Source organism: Streptomyces sp. NPDC050287, assembly GCF_044459385.1.
Classification (GTDB): domain Bacteria; phylum Actinomycetota; class Actinomycetes; order Streptomycetales; family Streptomycetaceae; genus Streptomyces.
The window spans coordinates 25,280-46,911 of the sequence record NZ_JBITIY010000026.1 but is presented as its reverse complement, the minus strand read 5'-3'; the positions used below and the strand labels follow the sequence as shown (position 1 = coordinate 46,911).

Genomic DNA, 21,632 nt, shown 5'->3' with positions numbered 1-21,632 from the left:
ATGGATCTGCGTGAGGGAATCACGCGCGCCAGAGCCGTGGGCCCGGCCTGGTGAGGACGACGCTGGGGACCACGGCCGTACGGGACAACCTGACGACCGTCGAGACGATCTCGGCGACGTCCTCCGCGGTGATCATGTCCTCGGGGGCGAGTCGGTCGTGCATCCAGGCCGTCATGTCGGTGTCGACGTAGCCGGGAGCCACCGCGCAGGCCGAGACACCCGCCGCGGACTCCTCCACGTTGACCGACTCGCAGAGGGACAGCACAGCCGCCTTGGTGGCCGCGTACGCGGCCAGCGAGGGCTCGGCCGTGACGCCGGTGATGGAGGCGATGGCGACGATCCTCGCGCCGGTGTGTACGCCGCCGTGGTCCACGGGGAGGGCGGTGGTGGCGCGCAGCGCGGGCAGGCACTCCTGGATGAGCTGGAAGGGGGCGCGCAGATTCACGGCGTACTGCTTGTCGAGCCGGTGCAGCGGGAAGTCGGCGATCGCGCCGGCTTGTCCCATTCCCGCGCTGAGCACGAGCGCGTCCAGCCGGTCGTACGCCGCGAGGTGCTGCTCGGCCACGCCGCGGACGTCGGTCTCCTCGGCCATGTCGCCCGCAGCGGTGTGCACCCGGACGCCGTGCTCGGCACGCAGCTCGTCGGCCAGCGTCCGCAGCGGATCGGGTGAGCGCGCGCTGAGGGTCAGGTCCCAGCCGTCTGCCGCGAGGCGGCACGCGATGGCCGCGCCGATGCCCCGGGAAGCCCCGGTGATGAGTGCGGTACGGGTCATGGCGCGTCCTGTCCGGTGAGGGTGGCGAGCCCTTCTCGCAGCAGGGGCAGTACGGCGTCGCCGACGGTGTGGAAGCCGTCGCCGACGGTCTGGCCGGCGAGGTGGCGGGCGTGTATGCCCTCCGTGATCACGGCGAGCTTGAAGTAGCCGAGCGCGCGGTAGAAGGGGAGGTGGCTCAGGTCGGCGCCGGTCCGGGCGGCGTAGTGCCCGGCGAGCTCGGCCGCGCCGGGGAAGCCGGGATTGCCGAGCAGGATGTGGCGTACGCCGAGCACCGGCTCGCTGATGGGGTCCCAGTAGACGAGCAGGATGCCCAGGTCCGCGAGCGGATCGCCGAGGGTGGCCATCTCCCAGTCGACGACGGCGCGGACGACGCCGGGGTCGGCGCGGTCCAGGATGGTGTTGTCCAGGCGGTAGTCGCCGTGCACGATGCCGCTGCGGCCGGCTCCGGCCGGGGGCAGCCCGTCGCCCAGCGCCGTGAACAGCTGGTTCACCAGGGGCGTCTCCCGGGTTGTGACCAGGTCCCACTGGCCGCGCCAGCGCTTCAGCTGCCGTGCCAGATAGCCGTCGGGGCGGCCGAACTCGGCGAGTCCCACCGCCCGGTGGTCCACCTGGTGGATGGCTGCCAGCTGGTCGACGAGTGCGAGCGCGCACCGCCGCCGGTCGGCCGGGCTGAGCAGAGACGCGTCCTCGGCGCCTCGTACGACGGTTCCGTCGACGTACTCGACCACGCCGAACGGGGCACCGATGATCGAGGGGTCCTCGCACAGGGCGACCGGCCGTGCCACGGGGACGCCGGTGCCGTACACGGCTGCGACGACCCGGTACTCGCGGGCCATGTCGTGGGCGCTGGGGGTCAGGGTGCCCAGCGGCGGGCGGCGCAGTACCCAGCGGTGCGGGCCGTCGTCGAGGGCGTAGGTCAGATTGGATTTGCCGCCTTGGATGAGGCGGACCCGCAGGGGGCCGGAGCACTCGGGGACGTGGTCGTCGAACCACCGCTGCAGCGCCTCGAGCCGCAGACCCGCGGGCGACTCCGCCGGCGACCCGGTGGACGGGATGGGTGCCGGTGCGGTCATGACGCGGTCTCCTCGCGGTGGCGGGCCTGGCGCGCGTGGCGGCTGACGGCCCGTCGCGCGATGGCCCAGCGGTGGGTCTCGGAGGGTCCGTCGTAGATGCGGAAGGCCCTGACTTCACGCAGGAAGCGGGAGAGCGGGATGTCCGAGGAGATCCCGAGGGCGCCGCAGATCTGCACCGAGCGGTCCACGACCCGGCCCACCGCCTCGGCGACGAAGGTCTTGGCGATGGACGACTCCTGGGCTCCGCCGGCGCCGCTGTCCAGGATCCAGGCGGTCTGCTGGATGAGCGCCCGGCCGGCCGCGATGTCGATCTCGGAGTCGGCCAGGTGCTGCTGGATCATGCCGAGTTCGGCGAGGCGAGATCCGAAGGCCTCGCGGGTGCTCGCCCGTTCCAGTGCGATGTCCTGGGCCCGCCGGGCCAGGCCGAGCCAGCGCATGCAGTGCGTCAGCCGGGCCGGCGCCAGCCGCACCTGTGCGTACTCGAAGCCCCGGTCGACCTCGCCGAGTACCTGGTCGTCCCCAACGGTGCAGCCGTCGAAGACGACCTCGCTGTGGCCGGCGAACAGGCCCTGGTCGAGGGTGTCGATGTCGCGCTCGATGGTCATGCCGGGCCGGTCGGCGTCGACCAGGAACATGGTCGCCCCACCGCGGTCGCCCGGCTCGCCGCTGGTGCGGGCCATGCAGATGGCGAAACCGGCACCGCGCGCGCCGCTGATGAACCACTTGCGGCCGTGGATGCGCCAGCCGCCGGGCACCCGCGTGGCACGGGTGGTCAGGGCGCTGGGGTCGGAGCCGGCGCCGGGGGCGGGCTCGGTCATCGCGAAGCAGGACCGGATGTCTCCGGCGGCCAGTGGCCCGAGGTAGTGCTGCTTCTGCTCCTCGGTGGCCACCTTCTCCAGCAGGTGCATGTTGCCCTCGTCCGGAGCCGCGATGTTCAGGGCGAGCGGTCCGAGCAGGGAGTAACCCGCCTCCTCGAAGACCACGGTCTGGCCTCGGGTGTCGAGGCCGAGCCCGTCCCAGGCCCGGCCGACGTGCGGGGCGAGCAGCCCCGCCTCGCGGGCGGCGTCCTGCAGTTGGCGCCGCAATTTCTCCGGCCCGTCATGGACGTTGCCGCCGGTTTCGGCCTCTACGGGGATCACGGTGTCGCGAACGAATCGCCGGGTCCGCTCGGCGAATTCGGCGACAGGGGGATCGATGTCGAACTGGATGGGCACGGTGTCGGCGCCTCTCGGATCGAACGGCCGGGGGGTGCGGGGTTGGCGGGCGGGAGCAGGCTGCCGACGGGCGGGAGCGGGTGGTCCGGTGCCACGGGGTCGCTAACGCGGTGCCATCCGGATCGCGCCGTCGAGGCGGATGACCTCGCCGTTGAGCATCGGGTTGGCGACGATGTGCTCGACCAGGGCGGCGTACTCGTCCGGATCGCCGAGCCGGCTGGGGTGGGGCACCTGGGCCCCCAGCGATCGGCGCGCTTCTTCGGTCAGCCCGTCAAGGATGGGGGTGGCGAACAGCCCCGGGGCGATGGTGACCACGCGGATCAGGTGGTGCGCCAGATCACGGGCGATCGGCAGGGTCATGCCGACGATGCCGCCCTTGGACGCGGCGTACGAGGCCTGCCCGATCTGCCCGTCGAAGGCCGCCACGGAGGCGGTGTTGATGATGACGCCGCGCTCCTCGCCGCGCGGCTGGGCCGGTTCGGTGGCCTGGATGCGCTGCGCCGCGAGCCGGATGACGTTGAACGTTCCGATCAGGTTGATCTCGAGCACCCGCCGGAAGCGCTCCAGCGGCAGCGGCCCGTCCCTGCCGACCGTGCGGCCCGGGTCGCCGATGCCCGCACAGTTGACGACCACCCGCAACGGGCCGGAGTCCGCCGCCAGGTCGAGCGCGGCTGCGACCTGCTCGGGGTCGGTGACGTCGGCGGGCGCGAAGACGGCCGGTCCGCCCAGCCCCTTGGCGACCGTCTCACCCGCCGAAGAGGGCATGTCGGCGATGACCACCCGCGCTCCGGCTGCCGCCAGGCGGCGTGCGGTGGCCAGACCGAGCCCCGAGGCTCCGCCGGTGACGAGGGCGGCGCTGCCGGAAAGATTCATGGGTGGGTCTCCTTTGGACGGCTCGGACGGACAAGTTCACGGGAGACAGCGGGAAATTGGGACAGCTCGGACGGACACTCAGAGCCGCTCGATGATGGTCGCGTTGGCCATGCCGCCGCCCTCGCACATGGTTTGCAGTCCATAGCGGCCACCGGTGGCCTCCAGGTGATTGACCAGGGTGGTCAATAGCCGGGTGCCGGAGGCGCCGAGGGCATGGCCGAGGGCGATGGCACCGCCCCGCGGGTTGAGCCGGTCCGGGTCGGCACCGGTTTCGTGCTGCCAGACCAGCGGTACGGACGCGAACGCCTCGTTGACCTCGAAGGCGTCGATGTCGTCGATGCCCAGGCCCGCCCGATCCAGCGCGCGTCGCGTGGCCGGGACCACGCCGGTGAGCATGAGCAGCGGGTCGCTGCCGGTGACGGCGAAGGAGTGGAACCGGGCCCGGGGGCGGAGCCCCAGGTCAGCGGCCCTGTCCTCGCTCATGATGAGCGCGGCGGAGGCGCCGTCGGTGAAGGGCGAGGAGTTGCCCGCGGTGATGCGCCAGTCGATCTCCGGGAAGCGTTCGCCCAGGGCCTCGTCCCGGAACGACGGCTTCAGTCCGGCCAGCGTCTGCGGGGTGGTGGACGGACGTATGGTCTCGTCCGCCGTGTGGCCGCCGACCGCGATGATCTCGGCGTCGAAGCCGCCCGCCGCAGCGGTCGCCGCGGCGAGCCGGTGGGAGCGGGCGGCGAAGGCGTCCAGATCGTCGCGGCCGAACTTCCAGCGTGCGGCGATGAGTTCCGCCGAGACCCCCTGCTGGACCAGTCCGTAGGGATAGCGGACAGCGAGCGGGGCGTACGGCTCGCTGCCCTGGACGGCGGAGAACATCGGTACCCGGCTCATGGACTCGACGCCGCAGGCGATGGCGATGTCGTACGCGCCCGCCAGCACGCCCTGCGCCGCGAAGTGCGCGGCCTGCTGGCTGGAGCCGCACTGCCGGTCGACGGTCGTGGCCGGCACCGACTCGTCCAGCCCGGCGGCCAGGGCCGCGCTGCGGGCGATGTTGAGCGCCTGCTCGCCGTTCTGCCCGACGCACCCGGCGATCACGTCGTCCACCAGGGCCGGGTCGAGGTCGTTGCGGCGCAGCAGCGCTCGCAGGACGGTGGCCAGGAGCTCCACGGGGTGCACCCCGGACAGGGCACCGCCCGGCTTGCCCTTGCCGGAGGGCGTCCGTACGACATCGACGATCACCGCTGACTTCACCACTGGTCTCCTCACTTGCCCTGCCACATGGGCGGGCGCTTCTCCGCGAAGGCTCGTGTGCCTTCCCTGGCGTCCTCGCTGCTGCGCACGCCGGCGAACTCGGCCTCGTTCATGGCCCACATCTGCGGTTCCCAGTCGGAGCCGTACTCGGCGCTGCGGCGCATGATGCGCTTGCTCGCGGCGACGGCCAGCGGGGCGTTCGCGGCGATCCGCTCGGCAAGCTCCACGGCGCGGTCCAGAACACGGCCTGCGGGCACGACCTCGTTGACCAGACCCCAGCGCAGCGCCGTAGCGGCGTCCAGCGGCTCGCCCGTCAGGGCGATCTGAGCGGCGATCTTCGGCGGGATCTGCCGGTGCAGCCGCAGCAGGCCGCCCGCGGCGGCGACCAGCCCGCGCGTGACCTCGGGCAGCCCGAGCCGGGCGTCCTCGCTGATCACCGCGAGATCGCAGGCGAGCACGATCTCCGTACCGCCGCCGAGCGCGAAGCCGTTGACCGCGGCGATGAGCGGCTTGTCCATCACATGCCGCGCCAGGCCCGCGAAGCCCCACTCCGGACGCCCCGGGGCGCTGACCGGCCGGCCGGCACCCAGCTCCTTGAGATCGGCGCCGGCGGAGAAGGCACGTCCTGCCCCGGTGATCACACCGACGCTCAGCCCGGGGTCCTCGGCCAGCTCACGCAGGGCGTTCCCCACGGCGGCCGACATCGCCGCGTTGACCGCGTTCAGAGCCCGGGGCCGGTTGAGGGTGATCACGGCGATCCGGCCTTGGCGGTGGAGGACGGCGGCTTCTTCTTCGTCTGCGGTGTGGGCGGGTACGGCCACGCTCGGCTCCTTTGTCGTGCCGGTCATGCGGCTCAAAGTACTGTTGACCGCTCGTACGGTCAACAGTAGTCTCCGTGCAGCGGACCAGCCCGGAAGGGACAGGGAGCGGAGCGGATATGCGTATCGAGGCAGCCGTACTGAGGACGAGCGACGGGCCTTTCGTCATCGAACCGGTCGAGATCGCCGAGCCCGGGGCGGGCCAGATACGCGTACGCATCACCGGTGTCGGTTTCTGCCACACGGACGTGCTGCCGCGCGATAAGAGCTTCCTCGCCCAGCCACCCATCGTCGCCGGCCACGAAGGCGCGGGAGTGGTCGAGTCTCTCGGCCCCGGTGTGACGGAGCCGGAAGTCGGCGCCCACGTCCTGCTGTCCTTCGCCCACTGTGCCGCCTGCGAGAACTGCCTCGACGGGCATCCCGCCTACTGCCGGACCTTCTTCCAGCGCAACCTCACGGGAACCGGCCTCGCGGCCGGCCAGCCGGTGACCGACGCCGGCGGAGAGCCGGTCGCCTCCCGGTGGTTCGGCCAGTCGTCGTTCGCCACCCATGCGGTGGTGGACGTGACCAACACGGTGGTCGTCGACCAGGACCTGCCCCTGGAACTGCTCGCCCCGCTGGGCTGCGGCATCCAGACCGGCGCGGGATCGATCCTGCTGGCCCTCGGAGTCCGCGCCGGATCGAGCGTCGTGGTGTTCGGGGCGGGCGGCGTGGGACTCGCGGCCGTGATGGCGGCCAGGGTCGCCGGCGCCGCGACCATCGTGGCCGTCGACCTGCACGAAAACCGGCTCGGCCTGGCCCGCGAACTCGGCGCCACCCACGTCCTGCTGGGCAGTGACGACCACATTCCCCGGCAGCTGCGGAAGATCACCGGCGGCGGCGCGCACTACGCCCTGGACACCACAGGAGCCCCCGAGGTGATCAGCGGCGGAGTCGAGAGTTTGCGGACCACCGGGACCATCGGCCTGGTCGGGGCACAGACACGGGACCTCGTACTCGGCCCCACCGCGCTCGCCGCCGGCAAGAACGTCATGGGAATCCTGGAGGGGGACGCGGTGCCCCGCCGGTTCCTGCCGCAACTGATCCAGCTGTGGCGGCAGGGACGTTTCCCTTTCGACCGCCTCGTGCGGACGTACCCGCTCAGCGAGATCAACGCCGCCGAGCGCGATGCCGCCGGCGGCGTGACCATCAAGCCCGTCCTTCTGCCCGGGAGCTGACACCATGTCGCGAGGCGACGAGATGCCGTACCGACGAGAACACCTCTTCATCGGCGGTGACTGGCAGAAAAGCAGCGCACCGGGTGCCATCCGCGTGATCTCGCCCTTCACGGAGACACCGGTCGGCGAAGCTCCCGATACCGCCGAGTGTGACGTGGACGCCGCTGTGGACGCGGCCCGGCACGCACTGACCGCATCGCCGTGGGCGGCCTGGGACGCCGAAACCCGAGCGGCGGCCATCGACCGCTTCGCCGACGCCCTGGAACGGCGGGCCGAACAGACCGCTCTCCTGGTCACCGCCGAGATGGGCATGCCCATCTCTGTGTCCGGCGCGGTCGAGGGACCCGGCCCGGCTCAGACACTGCGCTACTTCGCCCAGCTCGCCCGCACGACCCCGCAGGAGGAACGCCGACCCGCCGCCCACGGCTCCGGAACCACCGTGGTGCGCCGCGAGCCCGTCGGTGTGGTGGCTGTCGTCGTGCCGTGGAACTTCCCCCAGTCGCTGACCATGTTCAAGGCCGCGCCCGCACTCGCCGCCGGCTGCACCGTCGTCGTCAAACCAGCGCCCGAGACCGTTCTGGACGCCTTCCAGCTCGCCGACGCCGCGCAGGAGGCCGGACTCCCGGACGGGGTCGTCAACATCGTCACCGGCGGTCGCGAGACCGGTGCGTACCTGGTCGGACACCCCGGCGTGGACAAGGTCGCCTTCACCGGCTCCACCGAGGCCGGACGGGCCATCGGCGAGGTGTGCGGCCGGCTGTTGCGGCCCGCCACCCTCGAACTCGGCGGCAAGAGCGCGGCCATCGTGCTGGACGACGCCGACCTCGCCCGCGCGGTGCGCGGACTCGCCTGGGCCTGTCTGCTCAACAGCGGCCAGACCTGCTACACCAGCTCCCGCATCCTGGCCCCGCGCCACCGCTACGCCGAGGTCGTCGATGCCGTCGCGGACCTCGCCGCGTCCATGCGAGTCGGTGATCCCGCCGACCCCGCCACCCGCGTCGGACCCCTGGCGTCCGCGCGGCAGCGCGACCGCGTGGAGTCCTACATCGCGGCCGGACAGGCAGCGGGAGCCAGAGTGGTCACCGGCGGTGCCCGGCCCTCCGGTTTCGAGCGCGGCTGGTTCGTCGAGCCCACCGTCTTCGCCGGTGTGGACAACTCCGCCGCCATCGCCCGCGAGGAGATCTTCGGCCCGGTCCTGGTGGTGATCCCCTACGACGGCATCGGCCAGGCCGTGGAGATCGCCAACGACTCCCCGTACGGGCTGGCCGGCACTGTCTGGACCTCCGACGAGGACAAGGGTCTGGAGATCGCACGCAGGATGCGCACCGGCACCGTGGGTGTGAACTTCTACAACATCGACCTCGGCGCGCCCTTCGGTGGGGTCAAGGCCAGCGGTCTGGGCCGCGAACTGGGCCCGGAAGGGCTCGCCTCCTACGTTGACCTCAAGTCGGTCTACCTTCGGCGCTGACCCGCCCTGGCGGGCCGGCGAATGCCTTGGCGATGGGAAGCCGGCCCAGCTCGGTGTCGCCGACGGCTGTGAGCGCGGGGTCGTTCCGGCGCCGCCGCTGGGTGACCAGCAGGCAGCAGTCCAGGGCAGGACCCCTGACCCGGTCCGAAGAATTCGCAGGTCCCCAGGTCCACGGCTCGCCACCCGGTCCAGTCAGTTCCACCCGCACCGGGGCCGAGGGCCAGGGCAGCCCGTGCGCGGTGAACGCGAATCCCATCGTCGGCACGCCCACGTGGGCGACATGGCGTAGCCACGTGCAGCTCACGCCGCACCCCGAACGAATCGGCCACGTTCTGTCCGCAGGCCAGGTCTCCATGATCCGGGCCACGGTCGGCGAGGCGGGCTTCATGGGCGGCCCGAACCAGGGCAGCCGGGCGCTCTCGGGTGCGGCTGCCAGGCCCTCGAGCACCCCCTCCCGTTCCTCACGCCAGTGAACCAGCAGCGCGGCCGGCTCCCGCCCGGCTCCCTCGGCCACCCCCTTGTCGACCAGGTCGGCGTTGGCGCGCAGAGCATCACCGGCCGACCTCTGGAATCGCTCGGGGTCGGTGGCCGCCGACCGGGCCCAGGTATCGGTCCAGGCGAGGTGTGCGCAGGTCGTCGAGGACTGCCATCACGCCTCTGCCAGCAGGCGGCACTGTCCGTCACCGGCATTGCGTACACGGCCGGAGAGCACAGCACCGCGGCCCGCTCCCCCCGACGGCTGAGGCCACTGAGGGGGATCTCCTCAGTGGTGGTCATGTGCGCCTGCCGCAGGTGCGGAGGCTCCGGATCGGGCTGCCCCGATTTCGACCACGGCGAAGTCCCGGTCCTGGTAGTTCTGCCGCAGTTGCTTCTTGTCGAGTTTGCCGACGCTGGTCTTCGGGATGTCGGGGAGGAACGTCCACCGTTCCGGCAGCCACCAGCGGGCCACCTTGCCCTCCAGGAAGGACCGCAGCTCCTCGGGCGTCGCCGTCGTACCCTCGCGCAGGGTGAGGCAGACCAGTGGCCGTTCCTCCCAGCGGGGATCGGGGACACCCACGACGGCGACCTGCGCGACCGCCGGGTGTTCGGCGAGCGCGTTCTCCAGCTCGACGGTCGAGATCCACTCGCCACCGCTCTTGATTCCGTCCTTGAGGCGGTCCTTGAGCTGGACCCAGCCGCCCGGGTGGACGACACCGAGGTCGCCGCTGCGCAGCCAGCCGTCATGGAACTTGTCCGGCTGCTCGGTGCGGAAGTACGAACCGGTGATGGTGGGCCCCCGCAGCTCGATCTCTCCGGTTGCTACGCCGTCCCACGGCAGCTCCGCCCCGGATTCGTCCACCACACGCACCCGCACGCCGGGGACGACGCGGCCGCTGAGGGTGGTCCACCGCGTGGCGTGCTCCGGGTTCGAGCCGTACGGCGGGCGGGAGAAGGTGAGCAGCGGGCTGGTCTCGGTCATGCCCCAGCCCTGGGTCAGCCGCACGCCGTGGTGCTCGAACATGCTGTTCGCCAGTGCCGCGGACAGCGGTGATCCGCCGGCCACGGCGAGCCGGAGGCTGCTGTAGTCCGCTCGGCCCTCGCGTCCGTAGGTGTCCAGCGCACTCCAGAGGGTGGGTACGGCGGCCATGGCTGTCGGGCGCAGCTCGGTGACGATCCGCGCGAGGTGCTCGGGCTGCAGGAAGCGGTCGTTCATAACGAGGTCGGAGCCGCCCAGCCAGGCTGCGTACGGCCAGCCCCAGGCGTTGGCGTGGAACATGGGCACGACGGGCAGCACCCGGTCGGCGTCGCTCATCGCGTAGGCGCTGCCGCTGGAGATGGCCAGGGTATGGAGGTGTATCGACCGGTGGCTGTAGGCCACGCCCTTGGGGGCGCCGGTCGTGCCGGTGGTGTAGCAGAGCATGGCCGCGCTGCGTTCGGGCACGGCGGGCCAGCTGAAGCCGGGCTTGCCATTCTCGATCAGCTCGGCGAAGCGGTGTACCCGTACCCGTTCCGGAGCCCTGAACGGCGCGTCACCGACGACCACCACATGCTCGACCGCGGGCAACCGGTCGATCAGCGGTTCGAGGATCGGTACCAGATCGTCGTCGACGATGACCACCTTGTCCCCGGCGTGGTCGGCGATGTAGCGGATCTGGTCCGGGTGCAGGCGCAGATTCAGTGTGTGGAGTACGGCACCCATCCCGGGCACGGCGAAGTACGCCGCCAGATGGGCGGGCGTGTTCCAGGCGAGGGTTGCCACCACGTCCCCGGCCCGGATGCCGAGTCCGGTGAGCGCGTCGGCCAGCCGTTCCGCGTCCCGCGCCAGCTCCGCGAAGGTCTGCGAAGCGATGGAGCCGCCCCGGTAGTGGAGCACCTCGCTGTCCGGGTGCACCCGGGCCCCGTGCTGGAAGATCTCGCTCACCAGAAGCTCGGTGTCCTGCATCGTGCTGTCCATCAGCCCGCCCTCGGTGTGGTTCGGGGATCACGACGCGGCGGGCATGGCGCCGCGGCGTCGCTCAGACATAGCTTCGGTAATAAACCGCTCGTACGGTCAGTCAGTACGGTCAGTGTTACCGCCCCTGCACTTCCTGACAAGGCTCGAGCGATGAGATTCGCGGGCCTCGGGTCCGCCTTGACCCGGCAACATTGCATGCCTAAGGTAAACCGTACGTACGGTCAGTCTCCTCGAAGGGTAGGGACTGAGAAGCGGATGAGGAGCGGCAGATGGCTCTTTCGACGGCAGGGGTCGACCTCGGTCACCCCGACGCCTATCGCGACGGTGTGCCGCATCACATCTTCGCCGGACTGCGCCGCGAGGCGCCCGTCGCGTGGATGGAGGAACCGTCCTCGGGCGACTTCGCCGGCGGCCCGGGCTACTGGGCGGCGACCACCTACGCGGACGTCGTCACCGTCTCACGCAACCCGGCCGTCTTCTCCTCCCACACGGGAGCCACGTTCCTGAGGGACCAGCGGCCGAAAGACCTGGCAGCGCTCCAGCAGATGATGCTGAACATCGACCCCCCGGACCACGGCCGGCTTCGGTCCATCGTCAGCAAGGCGTTCACCCCGCGCATGGTGAAGGGCATGTTCGACTCGGTCGACGCCCATGCGGAAGCCATCGTGGCGGACCTCACGCCGGACACCGAAATCGACCTGGTGGAGAAGGTCTCGTCCGAGATGCCGCTGCGCGTCCTCGCCGACGTTCTCGGAGTGCCGCCCTCGGACCGCGGTCTGCTGTACGACTGGACCAACCGGATGGTCGGGCTCGACGACCCGTCGTACGGCGGCCTGCCGGCCTTCGTCTCCGCCTTCACCGAGATGTTCGCGTACGCCGCCGAGCAGACCCGTGCCAAGCGCGAGCGGCCCGCCGACGACGTGTGGAGCACCGTCGTCAACGCCGAGGTCGACGGCGAGCGGCTGTCGGCCGGGGAGCTGAACCGCTTCTTCCAGCTCCTGGTGATCGCGGGCAATGAGACGACCCGCAACCTGCTGACCGGAGCCGTACTCACCCTCGGCCGGCACCCCTACCAGTGGGACGCCCTGCGCGCCGACCCCGCGCTGCTGCCCTCCGCGATCGAGGAGGTGCTGCGCTTCCACTCGCCGGTGATCCAGTTCCGTCGTACCGCGACACAGGACACCGTCCTCGGCGGACAGCGGATCAAGGAAGGCCAGAAGGTCGTGATGTTCTACGGGTCCGCCAACCGCGACGAGTCCGTCTTCCCCGATCCGGACAGCTTCGACATCAGGCGCAACCCGGTCAACCACCTCGCCTTCGGCACCGGCACCCACTTCTGCCTCGGCAACAGCCTGGCCCGCATGGAGGCCCGGTCACTGCTCGGCAGGCTTTTCGCCCGGTTCCCGCAGATGCGGCTCGCCGGCGAACCCGAGCGGTTCCGCTCCAACTTCATCAACGGCATCCGCCGGCTCCCGGTCCTCCTCGGCCCGGCCCGCTAGTCACTCGTACTGCCCAGGAGGCGATCCAGATGAAGATCCTGCTCGACCGCGGGAAATGCACCGGGCTCGGTATCTGCGAGTCCTTCTCTCCCGAGGTCTTCGAGGTGGACGACGACGGCGCTCTCGTGCTCAGGGCCGAGGTCGTGCCCGACGGGAAGCTGGCCGAGGTCCAGGCCGCGGTGACGGGCTGCCCCACCGAGGCCCTCCGGCTGATCGAGGGCTGAGCCGATGACACCCCGGCGTCTGGTCGTCGTCGGCGCCTCCCTGGCCGGTCTGCGCGCGGTCGAAGGGGCCCGCAGGAGCGGTTTCGCGGGTACGGTCACGCTCATCGGCGCGGAGGAACACCTGCCCTACGACCGTCCGCCGCTGTCGAAGGCGTACCTGGAAGCGGGCCCCGGAGAACCCCCCGACACCACCTTCCGCACCGAGCACACCCTGCGCACCGAACTCGGCGTCGAGCTGCGACTCGGCGCCTCCGCGTCCGGTCTGGACACCGAAGCCCGCGCGGTCCTTGTGGACGGCGCCCCGGTCCCGTACGACGCGCTGGTCATCGCCACCGGAGCAGCCGCGCGTACGGTGCCGGGGACGGAGGGCATCACGGGCGTTCATTCCCTGCGTACCGCCGACGACGCCGCGGCGGTGCGCCGCGCACTCGACGACCAGGCACGACTCGTCGTGGTGGGCGCCGGGTTCATCGGCTCGGAGGTGGCCTCGGCCGCCCGTAAACGGGGCCTGCCGGTCACCGTCGTCGAGGCCGCCGACGTCCCACTGCGGCGGGCGCTGGGCGGGGAGATGGGCCTGGCCTGCGCCGCGCTGCACGACCGGGCCGGCACCGACCTGCGCCTCGGGGTGACCGTGGAGGCGATACGGCGCGGCGGCGAGGGAGTCCGCGTCGATCTCGCGGACGGCAGCACTCTGCACGCGGGCCTCGTCGTGGCCGGCATCGGTGCAGACCCGGCCACCTCCTGGCTGGACGGCTCCGGCATCGCACTCGCCGACGGCGTGTGCTGCGACGAGACGCTGGCCACCTCGGCGCCGGGGGTGTACGCCGCCGGTGACGTCGCGCGCTGGCACAACCCGCTGTTCGGGCAGCCGATGCGGCTGGAGCACTGGACCAGCGCCGCCGAGCAGGGCGCGGCCGCCGCGGTCAACGCCCTGCGCCCGGGGGAGTCCCGGCCGTACTCCACCGTCCCGTACTTCTGGTCGGACTGGTACGGGACGCGCATCCAGTTCGTCGGGATCTCGCAGGCGGACGAGGTACGGGTGGTCAGCGGCGACCCGCGAGACGGACGCTGGGTGGCGCTCTATCGCACCGGCCAGAGCCTCACCGGCGCGCTGGCGGTCGACCACCCCACCCACATCATGAAGTACCGCGCGATGATCAACCGACGCGGCACCTGGAGCGATGCCTTGGACTTCGCCCGTGAACGCAACCAGCGAGCGCGGCAGTCCGCCTCCGTGGCGTGAGCCCGCCGAACGCGTGCCCACCGAAGCGGACGAGGAAGAGAGGGGAGCCGATGAGCGGCCGCAACGCGGCGATCGCGGGCCTGGGCCTGACCGAGGTCGGCAAGGTGTACGGGCGTACGGCGGCGGACTTCGCCGACGAAGCGGTCCGGCTCGCTGTGGCGGACGCGGGCCTGAAGCTGCGGGACATCGATGGACTGCTGGTCAACGCGGGCCAGAGCCGCGGCATCGACCTGAGCCTCGCCAAACGTCTGGGCCTGCGCGACCTCAGCCTGCTCTCCCAGGTGCAGTCCTTCGGCGCGTCGGCGGGCATCATGATCGCCCAGGCCGCCGCGGCCGTGCGCTGCGGGCAGGCCATCTCCGTCGTCTGCGTCTTCGCCGACGCGCCGCTGCGGGAGAACGCCCGTACCGGAGAGGCGTACCTGTCCAGTTCGCTGACCGCCACCGGCTTCCGCAGCGCGGAGACCGCCGGCGGGTTCACCAGCGTCAACCACCGCTATGCCCTGGCCGCCGCCCGCTACATGGCGCACTACGGGGTCACCAGCGACCACCTGGGCGCCGTCGCCGTCAGCCAGCGGAAGTGGGCCGCGCACAACCCCGCGGCACAGTTCCGCACACCGCTGACGCTCGAGGACTACCACCGATCGCGCTGGGTGGTGCAGCCGTTGCACCTGTTCGACTGCTGCCTGGTGTCCAACGGAGGAGCCGCCGTGGTTGTCACCACCCCCGAGCGGGCCGCCACCCTGCCCAAGCCGCCGGTGTACGTATGGGGCTGGGGCCAGGCACACCCGGGCTACGTGATGGAGCGGGGCAGCACGTTCGGTCTCGTCACCGGAGCGGCCGCCTCGGGAGCCGCCGCAATGAAGATGGCCGGCATCACCCCCTCCGACGTGGACGTCCGGGAGATCTACGACTGCTACACCTACACCGTGCTGGTCACGCTGGAGGACTACGGGTTCTGCGACAGGGGCGAAGCCGGGCATCTGGCGGCCTCCGGTGCCCTCGCCCCGGGCGGCGCACTGCCCACCAACACCGGCGGCGGCCAGCTGTCTGGCTTCTACCTCTGGGGCATGACACCACTGGTCGAAGCCGTGCAGCAGGTACGCGGCCGGGCGGGGGAGGCGCGCCAGGTCCCCCAGCACGAGGTCGCGCTGGTCAGCGGCAACGGCGGCATACTCGACCACCACGCGACCCTGGTCCTCGGCGCCCTCCCCACATCCTGACATCGGATAGAGGTTCCATCGTGACCACGCAGATCCCCGCCCGGCCCGCCCGACGCGACGCGGCGTCCGCGCCGTGGTTCGACGGCCTCGTGAGGGGCGTCCTGCTCATCCGCCGCTGCACCAAGTGCGGCCACCATTGCCGCCCCGACGCCGCAGGGTGCACGGCCTGCGAGGCACGGGACCTGCGGTGGGTCGAGGCCGACGGCACGGCGGAGGTCGTGGCCTCGGTGGCGACACCGGGGAAGACGGGGGTCACCACGGTCCAGGCCCTGGTCGAACTCGGCGAGGGTCCCTGGATGCAGGCTGCCATCCTCGGCGCGACCTCACCTCCGCCGCCTGGGACGGCACTGACCCTGACGATCCTGCGCCCGGACGAGGGCGAGCCGATCCCGGCGTTCACCGTACGCGGTTGAACACGGTGCGCCAGTGTTCACCTCTCGCAGACTGGTCGCTCGTACGGTCAGCCGACGGATAGGCTGGGTGTTCGCTCGTCGTCGCGTACAGGAGGAACCCGAAATGGCTGCCAGGCGCGCCGGGGCAGGGGCCCCGGGCAGGTCGGGACACATCCTGGAATCGTTCACCCGCCGCGTCGCCCAGGCCGGTTACGACGGCACCAACTTCAGCGACATCGCGGCGGAACTCGGCATTTCCAAAGGCACCATCGTGCACCACTACGGCACCAAGGACCGCCTCCTCGCCGCCCTGCACGAGTCGTACATGCGGCGCAGGCTCGCCGAGGCATACCTGATCATGAACCGGCTGTCCTCGCCGCCGGAGCAGCTCGCCGGGCTTCTGTTCGCCTTCATGCTCTACCAGGTGCACGACCGGGACGCCACGGTCGCCTTCCAGAGGGAGATCGCCCGGCTGTCGGACCACGCTGCGCTGAGCGAGGGCCTACGGCTGCGCGGGGAGTACCTGGAGCTCGTGCGAGGCGTCCTGCGCAAGGGAATGGAAAACGGTCAGTTCCGCGAGGGCGATCCTCAGCTACAGAGCCTGCTGTTGATGGGCTCCGCCCAGTGGGCCTGGACCTGGTTCGACCCGGCCGGACCCCACACCGCCGAGGATGTCGGTGCGAGCCTCGTCGACATGGCGCTCGGCGGTCTCCTCACCCGCCCGGTCGGCGTGACCGAACTCGCCGACACCGACGGCGCGGTACTGAAAATCGTCCGCTCCTGCCTCACCGACGCCGCTGCCCGCCCCGAACCGGCACCACGCCCCTGACGGACGTTCGCCGCCGCCGTCCAGGGCTCTCCGGCAGTGCTCCGTCTGATCACTCAGCCGGCCGCTCAAAGCCACCGGTGAACCCATCCGGACACCCGTCCGCAGACTGTCAGGGCGTCAGCCTGGGAGCGCAGGATGCCGGCCCAGATGCTGCCCATCCAGCACGGCTCGCCACCTCCAATGCGGACCTGGACTTCGCGCAGCTCGACGCGGTTGAAGACCGTACCCTCCGGCGCCGCCACCCTGCGCTTCCCGAAGGCCGCGGGCTGGGACAACGCGATGCGGTGGATGCTCACGGCGGAGCAGTTCGACACCGCTCAGGCACTGCGCATCGGTATCGTGCAGGAGGTCGTGCCGGACGGTACCCACGTGGAACAGGCCATCGTGATCGCCCAGTTGATCGCCGCCAGGCGCCCCCGGGCGTGCGAGCCACCCTGGCCAACGCCCGCTTCGGCACAGGGAGGGCAGAGCTGGAGCCGACCGTCCTCAAGTTGTTCGCCACAGAGGACGCCCGCGTCGACATCGAATCCTTCCTCAACCGCTCGACGGCCGAGTTCGTCGGCCGCTCAGCCCGTCGGCCGCTCAGCCCGGCGGGCGGGCGCGCCATCCCCGCGCGCCGGTCCGCTGCGGAATGCGCACACCACCCGTGTCAGTGGGTGGCGTGCCGGTTGAAGCCCTCCGGGGCCAGCCGTGCATCGAAGCCGCTCGTCAGCCAGACCCCTCCCTTGTGCGGTGGAGCATCTTCCGGCATAGCGGCCCGCGCTCACGAGCGAGTGGGGGTTGAGCCGGAGGGGGAACACTGCCCGGAATCTCCGGTACACATGGCGGCGTGAAGCTAGGCGACCTCAGCCCACTGATGTTCCGCCGCCGCGAAGGCAGCGGCTTCAGCTATGACCGTTTCCGAGCAGACCCTGCGCTGGCATCGCTGCGCTGGCCGGACGACGTCCTCGAGCAGTTTCTCTTCGATCACGGGGACAACGGCGCCTTCGTGCATGACTACGGCGGCATCGACCTGCGCGAGGTCAGGTGGCGGCTTGAGACGATCCCGGCCGCGGACTTCAATGAGATGCCGACCGGAGCGTCCGATGCCGGCTGTATCGAGAGCTACGCAAAGAACCCGGTGTATTGGGTCGAACTTCGCCCTCACAAGGTAGGGCAGCACTGGGAAGAGCACGGGACGTGGCTGCGCCCACCGATCCTGATAGCCCGACGGCTCTTGGACCCGTCGGACACAGGTCTGCAGGTGCTGGAGGGCAGAACACGCGTAGGCGTCCTACGAGGTCGCCTGCGCGAGGGACTGCATGTCGCGTCCCGCCATCAGGCTTGGGTCGGACACCCAGCGACAGCACCAGGAACTGAAAACCGGCCGAATACGGCTGGCCAGCCCCGCTGACGACGTGGGCCCGCGAGACTGGCAGATCACCGACCTGTGTGGAGCCCGGCAGTCAACGTCAACCTGCCCAGTCGAGACCGAGAGCGGCGAGGGCGGCGAGCTTGTCGGCGGTGAGCTTGGCCCGGCGGCTCTTGCTGTTGCTCAGTGTCGCGGTTCGTTCGTTCTGATCGGCGTCCGGGGCGTTGAACTGGACTGATCAGTTGGCCGGTTGGGTCCGGCGGTGTGGTGTGTGCCGGCGAGGCGCTTGGCGTTGCTTACGGGCCCCGGCTGGGCCGGCCTGTGAACTGCGGAGTTTCTGCTCTGGGTTGGTCTCGTGGGTGTTGATCAGTTCTGTTGGCTGGTCGGTCAGGTTCGCTGGGCGGCTGTTGTAGCGGCATAGGGGTGCGGGCCCGTAGATGCCGAGGGCGCCCATCAGGATTTGTTGGTGGGGGTGGAGCTGAGTCCAGGTTCGTTGCTGGGTGCGGATCCATTTGGTGGTCTGGTTGGGGAAGGGCATGCCGGTGCTGTAGGACGTGTGGGCTTGGTGCCAGCTGTGGTTCCAGGTGGCGCGCCGGGCCGGGTTCCACCACGTGTCGAGGGCGGCGAGTTGCGGGTCGTGGGGGCCAGGGCCGGCCGGTGCGTTTCACGTGCGCGTGGGCGGCGCGGCGTTGTTTGTACAGCCACCATCCCAGGGGGAAGCAGTCGTGTTCGGTGCGGTAGTCGGCTGAGGTGAGGTTGCCGTGCTGGGCGGTCCAGGCTTGGGCGTAGGGCAGGCCGGCTGCGAAAGCGGAGGGCGGGTTCTTCAGCCGCGGGCGGGTTGGGCGGGCTGGTTGGGGAGGTTTCTGTGGTGGTGCCAGAGCGCGGGCACGTTTGCTGGTGAGGCCGATCTCGGCGAGCAGCTGTTGCTGCTCGGGGTGGAGGCTGTCGTAACTGGAGCACTGGGTGAACAGCCATTTCGCTGTCGCTGATGGGAGCGCGTCGAGGTCGGCCGTGGTGGCCAGGGAGCGGCCGGGGGTGAGTTGTGTGCGGGCGGCCTGGTAGCGGCGTTGCCATTTCATGCCCCAGGGCGGGTTCCAGTACGGGTCGATGCGGACGAGGTGTTCCTCGTGCGGCCAGGGGGTGTCGAAGAGGTCGCGGTGGAGGTTGGCCTGGTGGCGTTGTTGGGCCAGCCAGCGGCCGAGGGGGAAGCCGCCGTGCTGAGCGGTGCGGGGAAGGTCGAGGCTTCCGTGCTCGGCTGCCCAGATGCGGGCGTAGTACAGGCCGGTCTCCATAACCGGGTGCTGGGCGGCCGGGTCGGGCACGGCCGTGCCCGCAACGGGTTCGGGTAAGGGGCACAGACGCCTTCGGCAGGCGCAGGCCGGTGTCGGTTCGATCGACCCGATGCCATCCACGCGGAAGTCGCACCGACGCCGAGACCACACAGGACGCCGTCACTTGCTCCTTGACCGGCGAACGCTGCCGGGGAGGGAGGTTGGTCGAGGGCCTTTCCACAGGCCGGGAGCGACCCTTGTCACGCTGGTCGATGACCGGTAGAACAGGGCCGTGACCGACCCTTTCGCGCCACCTCCGGACGGCCAACTCACCCGGCCGGCCACGCCCGCCCCGGCGGGCAGGAGGCGGTGGACCAAGGAGTCGGCCGGAGGCGCGTTCGCGGGCTTTGCGGCCTTCTGGGGCGCCCAGATGCTGGTCTTCGAGCCCGTCAGCCAGATGCTTCCCGAGTACGAGCACACAGTCACCGCCCTGACGGGAGTCCTTGCCGCAGCGGCTGCCTATCCGCTCGCCAGGTGGTGGCTCAAACGCCTACCGCCGTCGGACTCATCCAAGCGGTAGGCAGTAGCACAACGGCAAGCCGACGGGTCCGGGACCCCGTACGGCCACCGCAAGCTGGGGACCGGCTGAACCCCAGCCGCGGCGACCGCCGCCGCCACATCACCACCACACCCGCTCACCGCACAGCCATGTCTCCCTCTGGCTGAGTTGCGCAGCAGCTCACTGTCGGCGTTTGCCAGGCTCGATCTTCCTCTCGGTCGTGTGCCAGGCACGATAGTTGTCACCATCGGCGGCCACTGACCTGTGGCTTCAGCGCGGCAAGGCACAGTAGTTATCACCAGGTCGGCACGCTACTTGTCACCAGCAGCGGCAAGGCAGGGCAGTTGTCACTGCGTGTAATGATTCGCCGCCACCTGACCTGCACGGCGATTCCGTGTGTCCGAGCAACCAGACGTCTCATCGGAGCTGTTATGCCCACCGCTAGGAGTCGAGAGAGGCGCTGTTGCGTCGGGTCTCCGCGAGGTGGATGTCGACGTACCGAGTGAGGATCAGCGCGTCCTGCGGATCGTCGGCCTGGAAGGTGACGCGACGCAACAGGCTGACCCCATCGAGCGCGACGCCCTCGCGGGCGAGGACGAAAACGAGGACAAGGAAAGCGGACCGGGCGTTGCCGTCGTCGAAGGGATGGAAGAAGCACACGTCGAGATAGGCACGTGCGGCCCGGGCGCTGAGGGGAACGGGCCGCTCGGCGTGGCGCGCGCTCTCGGCCAGGCAGGCGTCGAGGCGGGCTCGTGTGTCCGGGCCGATGCCGTAGCGTTCCCTGCCCCCCTTGGCGAAGGCCGGCAGGTCGCGGAACGGCGGCGGCTGCGGTGTGCCCAGGACATGCTGCTGCCATCGCTGGAGCAGCTCGAAGTCGAGCAAGGCGCCGTGCGCCGCATGGGTCCGCAGCAGCTCCAGTGCGGCGAGCAGGCCCCGTGCACGGGCGGGATCCAAGGCGCCGTCGAAGGCGCGTATGTCGTCCGCCGCGCCGTCGCGCGACGGGGCCACCGGTTCGTCCCCAGCGCCGTCAGGAACGTCCTGCCATGGCACTGTCTCGCGCACCGCGAGCCAGCGCTCGAGGTGGTCCGGCGCGGGTCCGACGGATTGTGCGCCGTCGTCCGGCCGCAGCGACAGCGCGAGCCGCTCCGCGACGTCCTCGACCAGCACGATGTCGGGGCCGGTCCAGCTCGCGAACCGCCCGCCGATCGCCTCGTCGACCAGCTCTTGCGCGAGGCCGGGAGCGACGCCCCAGCGGCTGAGGAACCAGGTGAGCACTTGACGGCAGTGTCCGTGCCAACCGCTGCCGCAGCCTGTGCGGTCGGTCACCTGCAGGATCAGGTTCCGGGCGGCACGCTCCCAGAGGATCCGCTGGTCCTCGATGCCGGCCAGGTCCAGCGGGTACGCGTCGAACCACCCGGCGAGACTCTCCAGCCACTCGCGCCATTCGCGCAGCGCCGCGACGACACGGGCGAGCGTCTCCTGCGGTGTGGTGATCGAGTCCCGGGGGCAGCACCAGTTTCCGACGGGTCCTCCGTCGAAGTCGCCTTCGTCGTGCGACCAGCGCCAGCCCACGGTCCAGCGGCCGTAGTGTTCGGCGAGGGCGTGTGACATAGCGTCAGCCCAGGGCTGTCCCTCGTTCCAGCTCCAGTCACTCATAGCTGGGTCACCGAAGGGGACGTCGGCGCGGCTGGGCACCCTCCGGGCGGGCCCAAGCGACCGCACTACCTGCGGTGCTGACGCGCTATCGAAGAAATGCTGGGCGGGATTCACATCGTCCCAGGTCAGGAAGCGGGGGGCCAGCTCGACAATCACCACGCAAGCCTGCCTGTCCAGCCGACTGCGGTTCAAGCGGATTACCGCAGGGCCCGGAGAATGTACAGGGGGCCCTTCGCGACCACTCTGGCGTTCCGAGCGCCAGCTAAGCCAGCCGAAG

The 21,632-nt window shown here is 70.7% G+C and carries 20 protein-coding genes and 1 pseudogene; 11 read left to right on the top strand and 10 right to left on the bottom strand.

The genetic code is table 11. The annotated features are described in order from the left end of the window. Window positions 1–19 precede the first annotated feature (19 nt). From ACIBK3_RS45275 to ACIBK3_RS45250, 6 genes are all read right to left on the bottom strand, one after another. Window positions 20–772: an SDR family NAD(P)-dependent oxidoreductase gene (locus tag ACIBK3_RS45275; protein WP_399374415.1), complete on the bottom strand. Its 753-nt coding sequence runs from the start codon at window positions 770–772 to the stop codon at window positions 20–22. Beyond that, window positions 769–1,845: a phosphotransferase family protein gene (locus tag ACIBK3_RS45270; RefSeq protein WP_399374414.1), complete on the bottom strand. Its 1,077-nt coding sequence runs from the start codon at window positions 1,843–1,845 to the stop codon at window positions 769–771. Before ACIBK3_RS45270 ends, ACIBK3_RS45275 begins: the two co-directional genes overlap by 4 nt. Beyond that, on the bottom strand, window positions 1,842–3,059 hold the full coding sequence (locus ACIBK3_RS45265) for an acyl-CoA dehydrogenase family protein (RefSeq protein WP_399374412.1): 1,218 nt from the start codon (window positions 3,057–3,059) through the stop codon (window positions 1,842–1,844). The genes ACIBK3_RS45270 and ACIBK3_RS45265 overlap by 4 nt, the downstream gene beginning before the upstream one ends. Window positions 3,060–3,161: 102 nt before the next feature. Continuing rightward, on the bottom strand, window positions 3,162–3,932 hold the full coding sequence (locus ACIBK3_RS45260; RefSeq protein WP_399374411.1) for an SDR family NAD(P)-dependent oxidoreductase: 771 nt from the start codon (window positions 3,930–3,932) through the stop codon (window positions 3,162–3,164). Window positions 3,933–4,010: 78 nt separating this feature from the next. Beyond that, entirely contained in the window at window positions 4,011–5,174 is a 1,164-nt protein-coding gene (locus tag ACIBK3_RS45255; RefSeq protein ID WP_399374410.1) for a thiolase family protein, read from the bottom strand. Between the two features lie 11 nt (window positions 5,175–5,185). Then, on the bottom strand, window positions 5,186–6,022 hold the full coding sequence (locus ACIBK3_RS45250) for a crotonase/enoyl-CoA hydratase family protein (protein ID WP_399374409.1): 837 nt from the start codon (window positions 6,020–6,022) through the stop codon (window positions 5,186–5,188). An 89-nt stretch (window positions 6,023–6,111) separates the two neighbouring features. On the opposite strand from ACIBK3_RS45250, the gene ACIBK3_RS45245 reads away from it, so the two are divergent. Together ACIBK3_RS45245 and ACIBK3_RS45240 are read left to right on the top strand one after the other, a co-directional pair. Then, on the top strand, window positions 6,112–7,209 hold the full coding sequence (locus ACIBK3_RS45245; protein ID WP_399374408.1) for an NAD(P)-dependent alcohol dehydrogenase: 1,098 nt from the start codon (window positions 6,112–6,114) through the stop codon (window positions 7,207–7,209). 4 nt (window positions 7,210–7,213) lie between these two features. Further along, window positions 7,214–8,677, top strand: a complete 1,464-nt coding sequence (locus tag ACIBK3_RS45240; protein WP_399374407.1) for an aldehyde dehydrogenase — start codon at window positions 7,214–7,216, stop codon at window positions 8,675–8,677. On the opposite strand, the pseudogene ACIBK3_RS45235 reads toward ACIBK3_RS45240, so the two are convergent. Next, window positions 8,652–9,305: pseudogene (locus ACIBK3_RS45235) on the bottom strand (maleylpyruvate isomerase family mycothiol-dependent enzyme); the annotation flags it as partial. The gene ACIBK3_RS45240 and the pseudogene ACIBK3_RS45235 overlap by 26 nt on opposite strands. 135 nt (window positions 9,306–9,440) lie before the next feature. Further along, entirely contained in the window at window positions 9,441–11,111 is a 1,671-nt protein-coding gene (locus ACIBK3_RS45230; RefSeq protein WP_399374406.1) for a long-chain-fatty-acid--CoA ligase, read from the bottom strand. A 269-nt stretch (window positions 11,112–11,380) separates the two neighbouring features. Here ACIBK3_RS45230 and ACIBK3_RS45225 point away from each other — a divergent pair, with 269 nt between their 5' ends. From ACIBK3_RS45225 to ACIBK3_RS45190, 8 genes are all read left to right on the top strand, one after another. Next, a complete protein-coding gene (locus ACIBK3_RS45225) occupies window positions 11,381–12,610 on the top strand; it encodes a cytochrome P450 (RefSeq protein WP_399374405.1) in 1,230 nt (409 codons plus the stop codon). A gap of 29 nt (window positions 12,611–12,639) precedes the next feature. Then, on the top strand, window positions 12,640–12,834 hold the full coding sequence (locus tag ACIBK3_RS45220) for a ferredoxin (protein ID WP_399374403.1): 195 nt from the start codon (window positions 12,640–12,642) through the stop codon (window positions 12,832–12,834). A gap of 4 nt (window positions 12,835–12,838) precedes the next feature. After that, window positions 12,839–14,077 (top strand): NAD(P)/FAD-dependent oxidoreductase, encoded by a 1,239-nt coding sequence (locus ACIBK3_RS45215; RefSeq protein WP_399374402.1) that lies wholly within the window; start codon window positions 12,839–12,841, stop codon window positions 14,075–14,077. Window positions 14,078–14,127: 50 nt separating this feature from the next. After that, window positions 14,128–15,297 (top strand): thiolase family protein, encoded by a 1,170-nt coding sequence (locus tag ACIBK3_RS45210; protein ID WP_399374399.1) that lies wholly within the window; start codon window positions 14,128–14,130, stop codon window positions 15,295–15,297. A 20-nt stretch (window positions 15,298–15,317) separates the two neighbouring features. Beyond that, window positions 15,318–15,710 (top strand): Zn-ribbon domain-containing OB-fold protein, encoded by a 393-nt coding sequence (locus tag ACIBK3_RS45205; protein ID WP_399374396.1) that lies wholly within the window; start codon window positions 15,318–15,320, stop codon window positions 15,708–15,710. 103 nt (window positions 15,711–15,813) lie between these two features. After that, window positions 15,814–16,518: a TetR/AcrR family transcriptional regulator gene (locus ACIBK3_RS45200; protein ID WP_399374394.1), complete on the top strand. Its 705-nt coding sequence runs from the start codon at window positions 15,814–15,816 to the stop codon at window positions 16,516–16,518. Between the two features lie 135 nt (window positions 16,519–16,653). After that, entirely contained in the window at window positions 16,654–17,190 is a 537-nt protein-coding gene (locus ACIBK3_RS45195; protein WP_399374393.1) for an enoyl-CoA hydratase-related protein, read from the top strand. 157 nt (window positions 17,191–17,347) lie between these two features. After that, on the top strand, window positions 17,348–17,911 hold the full coding sequence (locus ACIBK3_RS45190) for a hypothetical protein (protein WP_399374390.1): 564 nt from the start codon (window positions 17,348–17,350) through the stop codon (window positions 17,909–17,911). 254 nt (window positions 17,912–18,165) lie between these two features. On the opposite strand, the gene ACIBK3_RS45185 is transcribed toward ACIBK3_RS45190, so the two are convergent. Then, window positions 18,166–19,161 (bottom strand): Helicase associated domain protein, encoded by a 996-nt coding sequence (locus ACIBK3_RS45185; protein WP_399374389.1) that lies wholly within the window; start codon window positions 19,159–19,161, stop codon window positions 18,166–18,168. Between the two features lie 271 nt (window positions 19,162–19,432). Between ACIBK3_RS45185 and ACIBK3_RS45180 the strand changes: the two genes are divergently transcribed. Beyond that, window positions 19,433–19,720 carry a hypothetical protein gene (locus ACIBK3_RS45180; protein WP_399374386.1) on the top strand — a complete coding sequence of 96 codons (288 nt, stop codon included), beginning with the start codon at window positions 19,433–19,435 and terminating at the stop codon, window positions 19,718–19,720. A gap of 420 nt (window positions 19,721–20,140) precedes the next feature. Here ACIBK3_RS45180 and ACIBK3_RS45175 read toward each other — a convergent pair whose 3' ends face one another. Continuing rightward, window positions 20,141–21,469, bottom strand: coding sequence for a Fic family protein (locus ACIBK3_RS45175; RefSeq protein ID WP_399374426.1), 1,329 nt, complete (start codon window positions 21,467–21,469; stop codon window positions 20,141–20,143). Window positions 21,470–21,632: the final 163 nt, after the last annotated feature.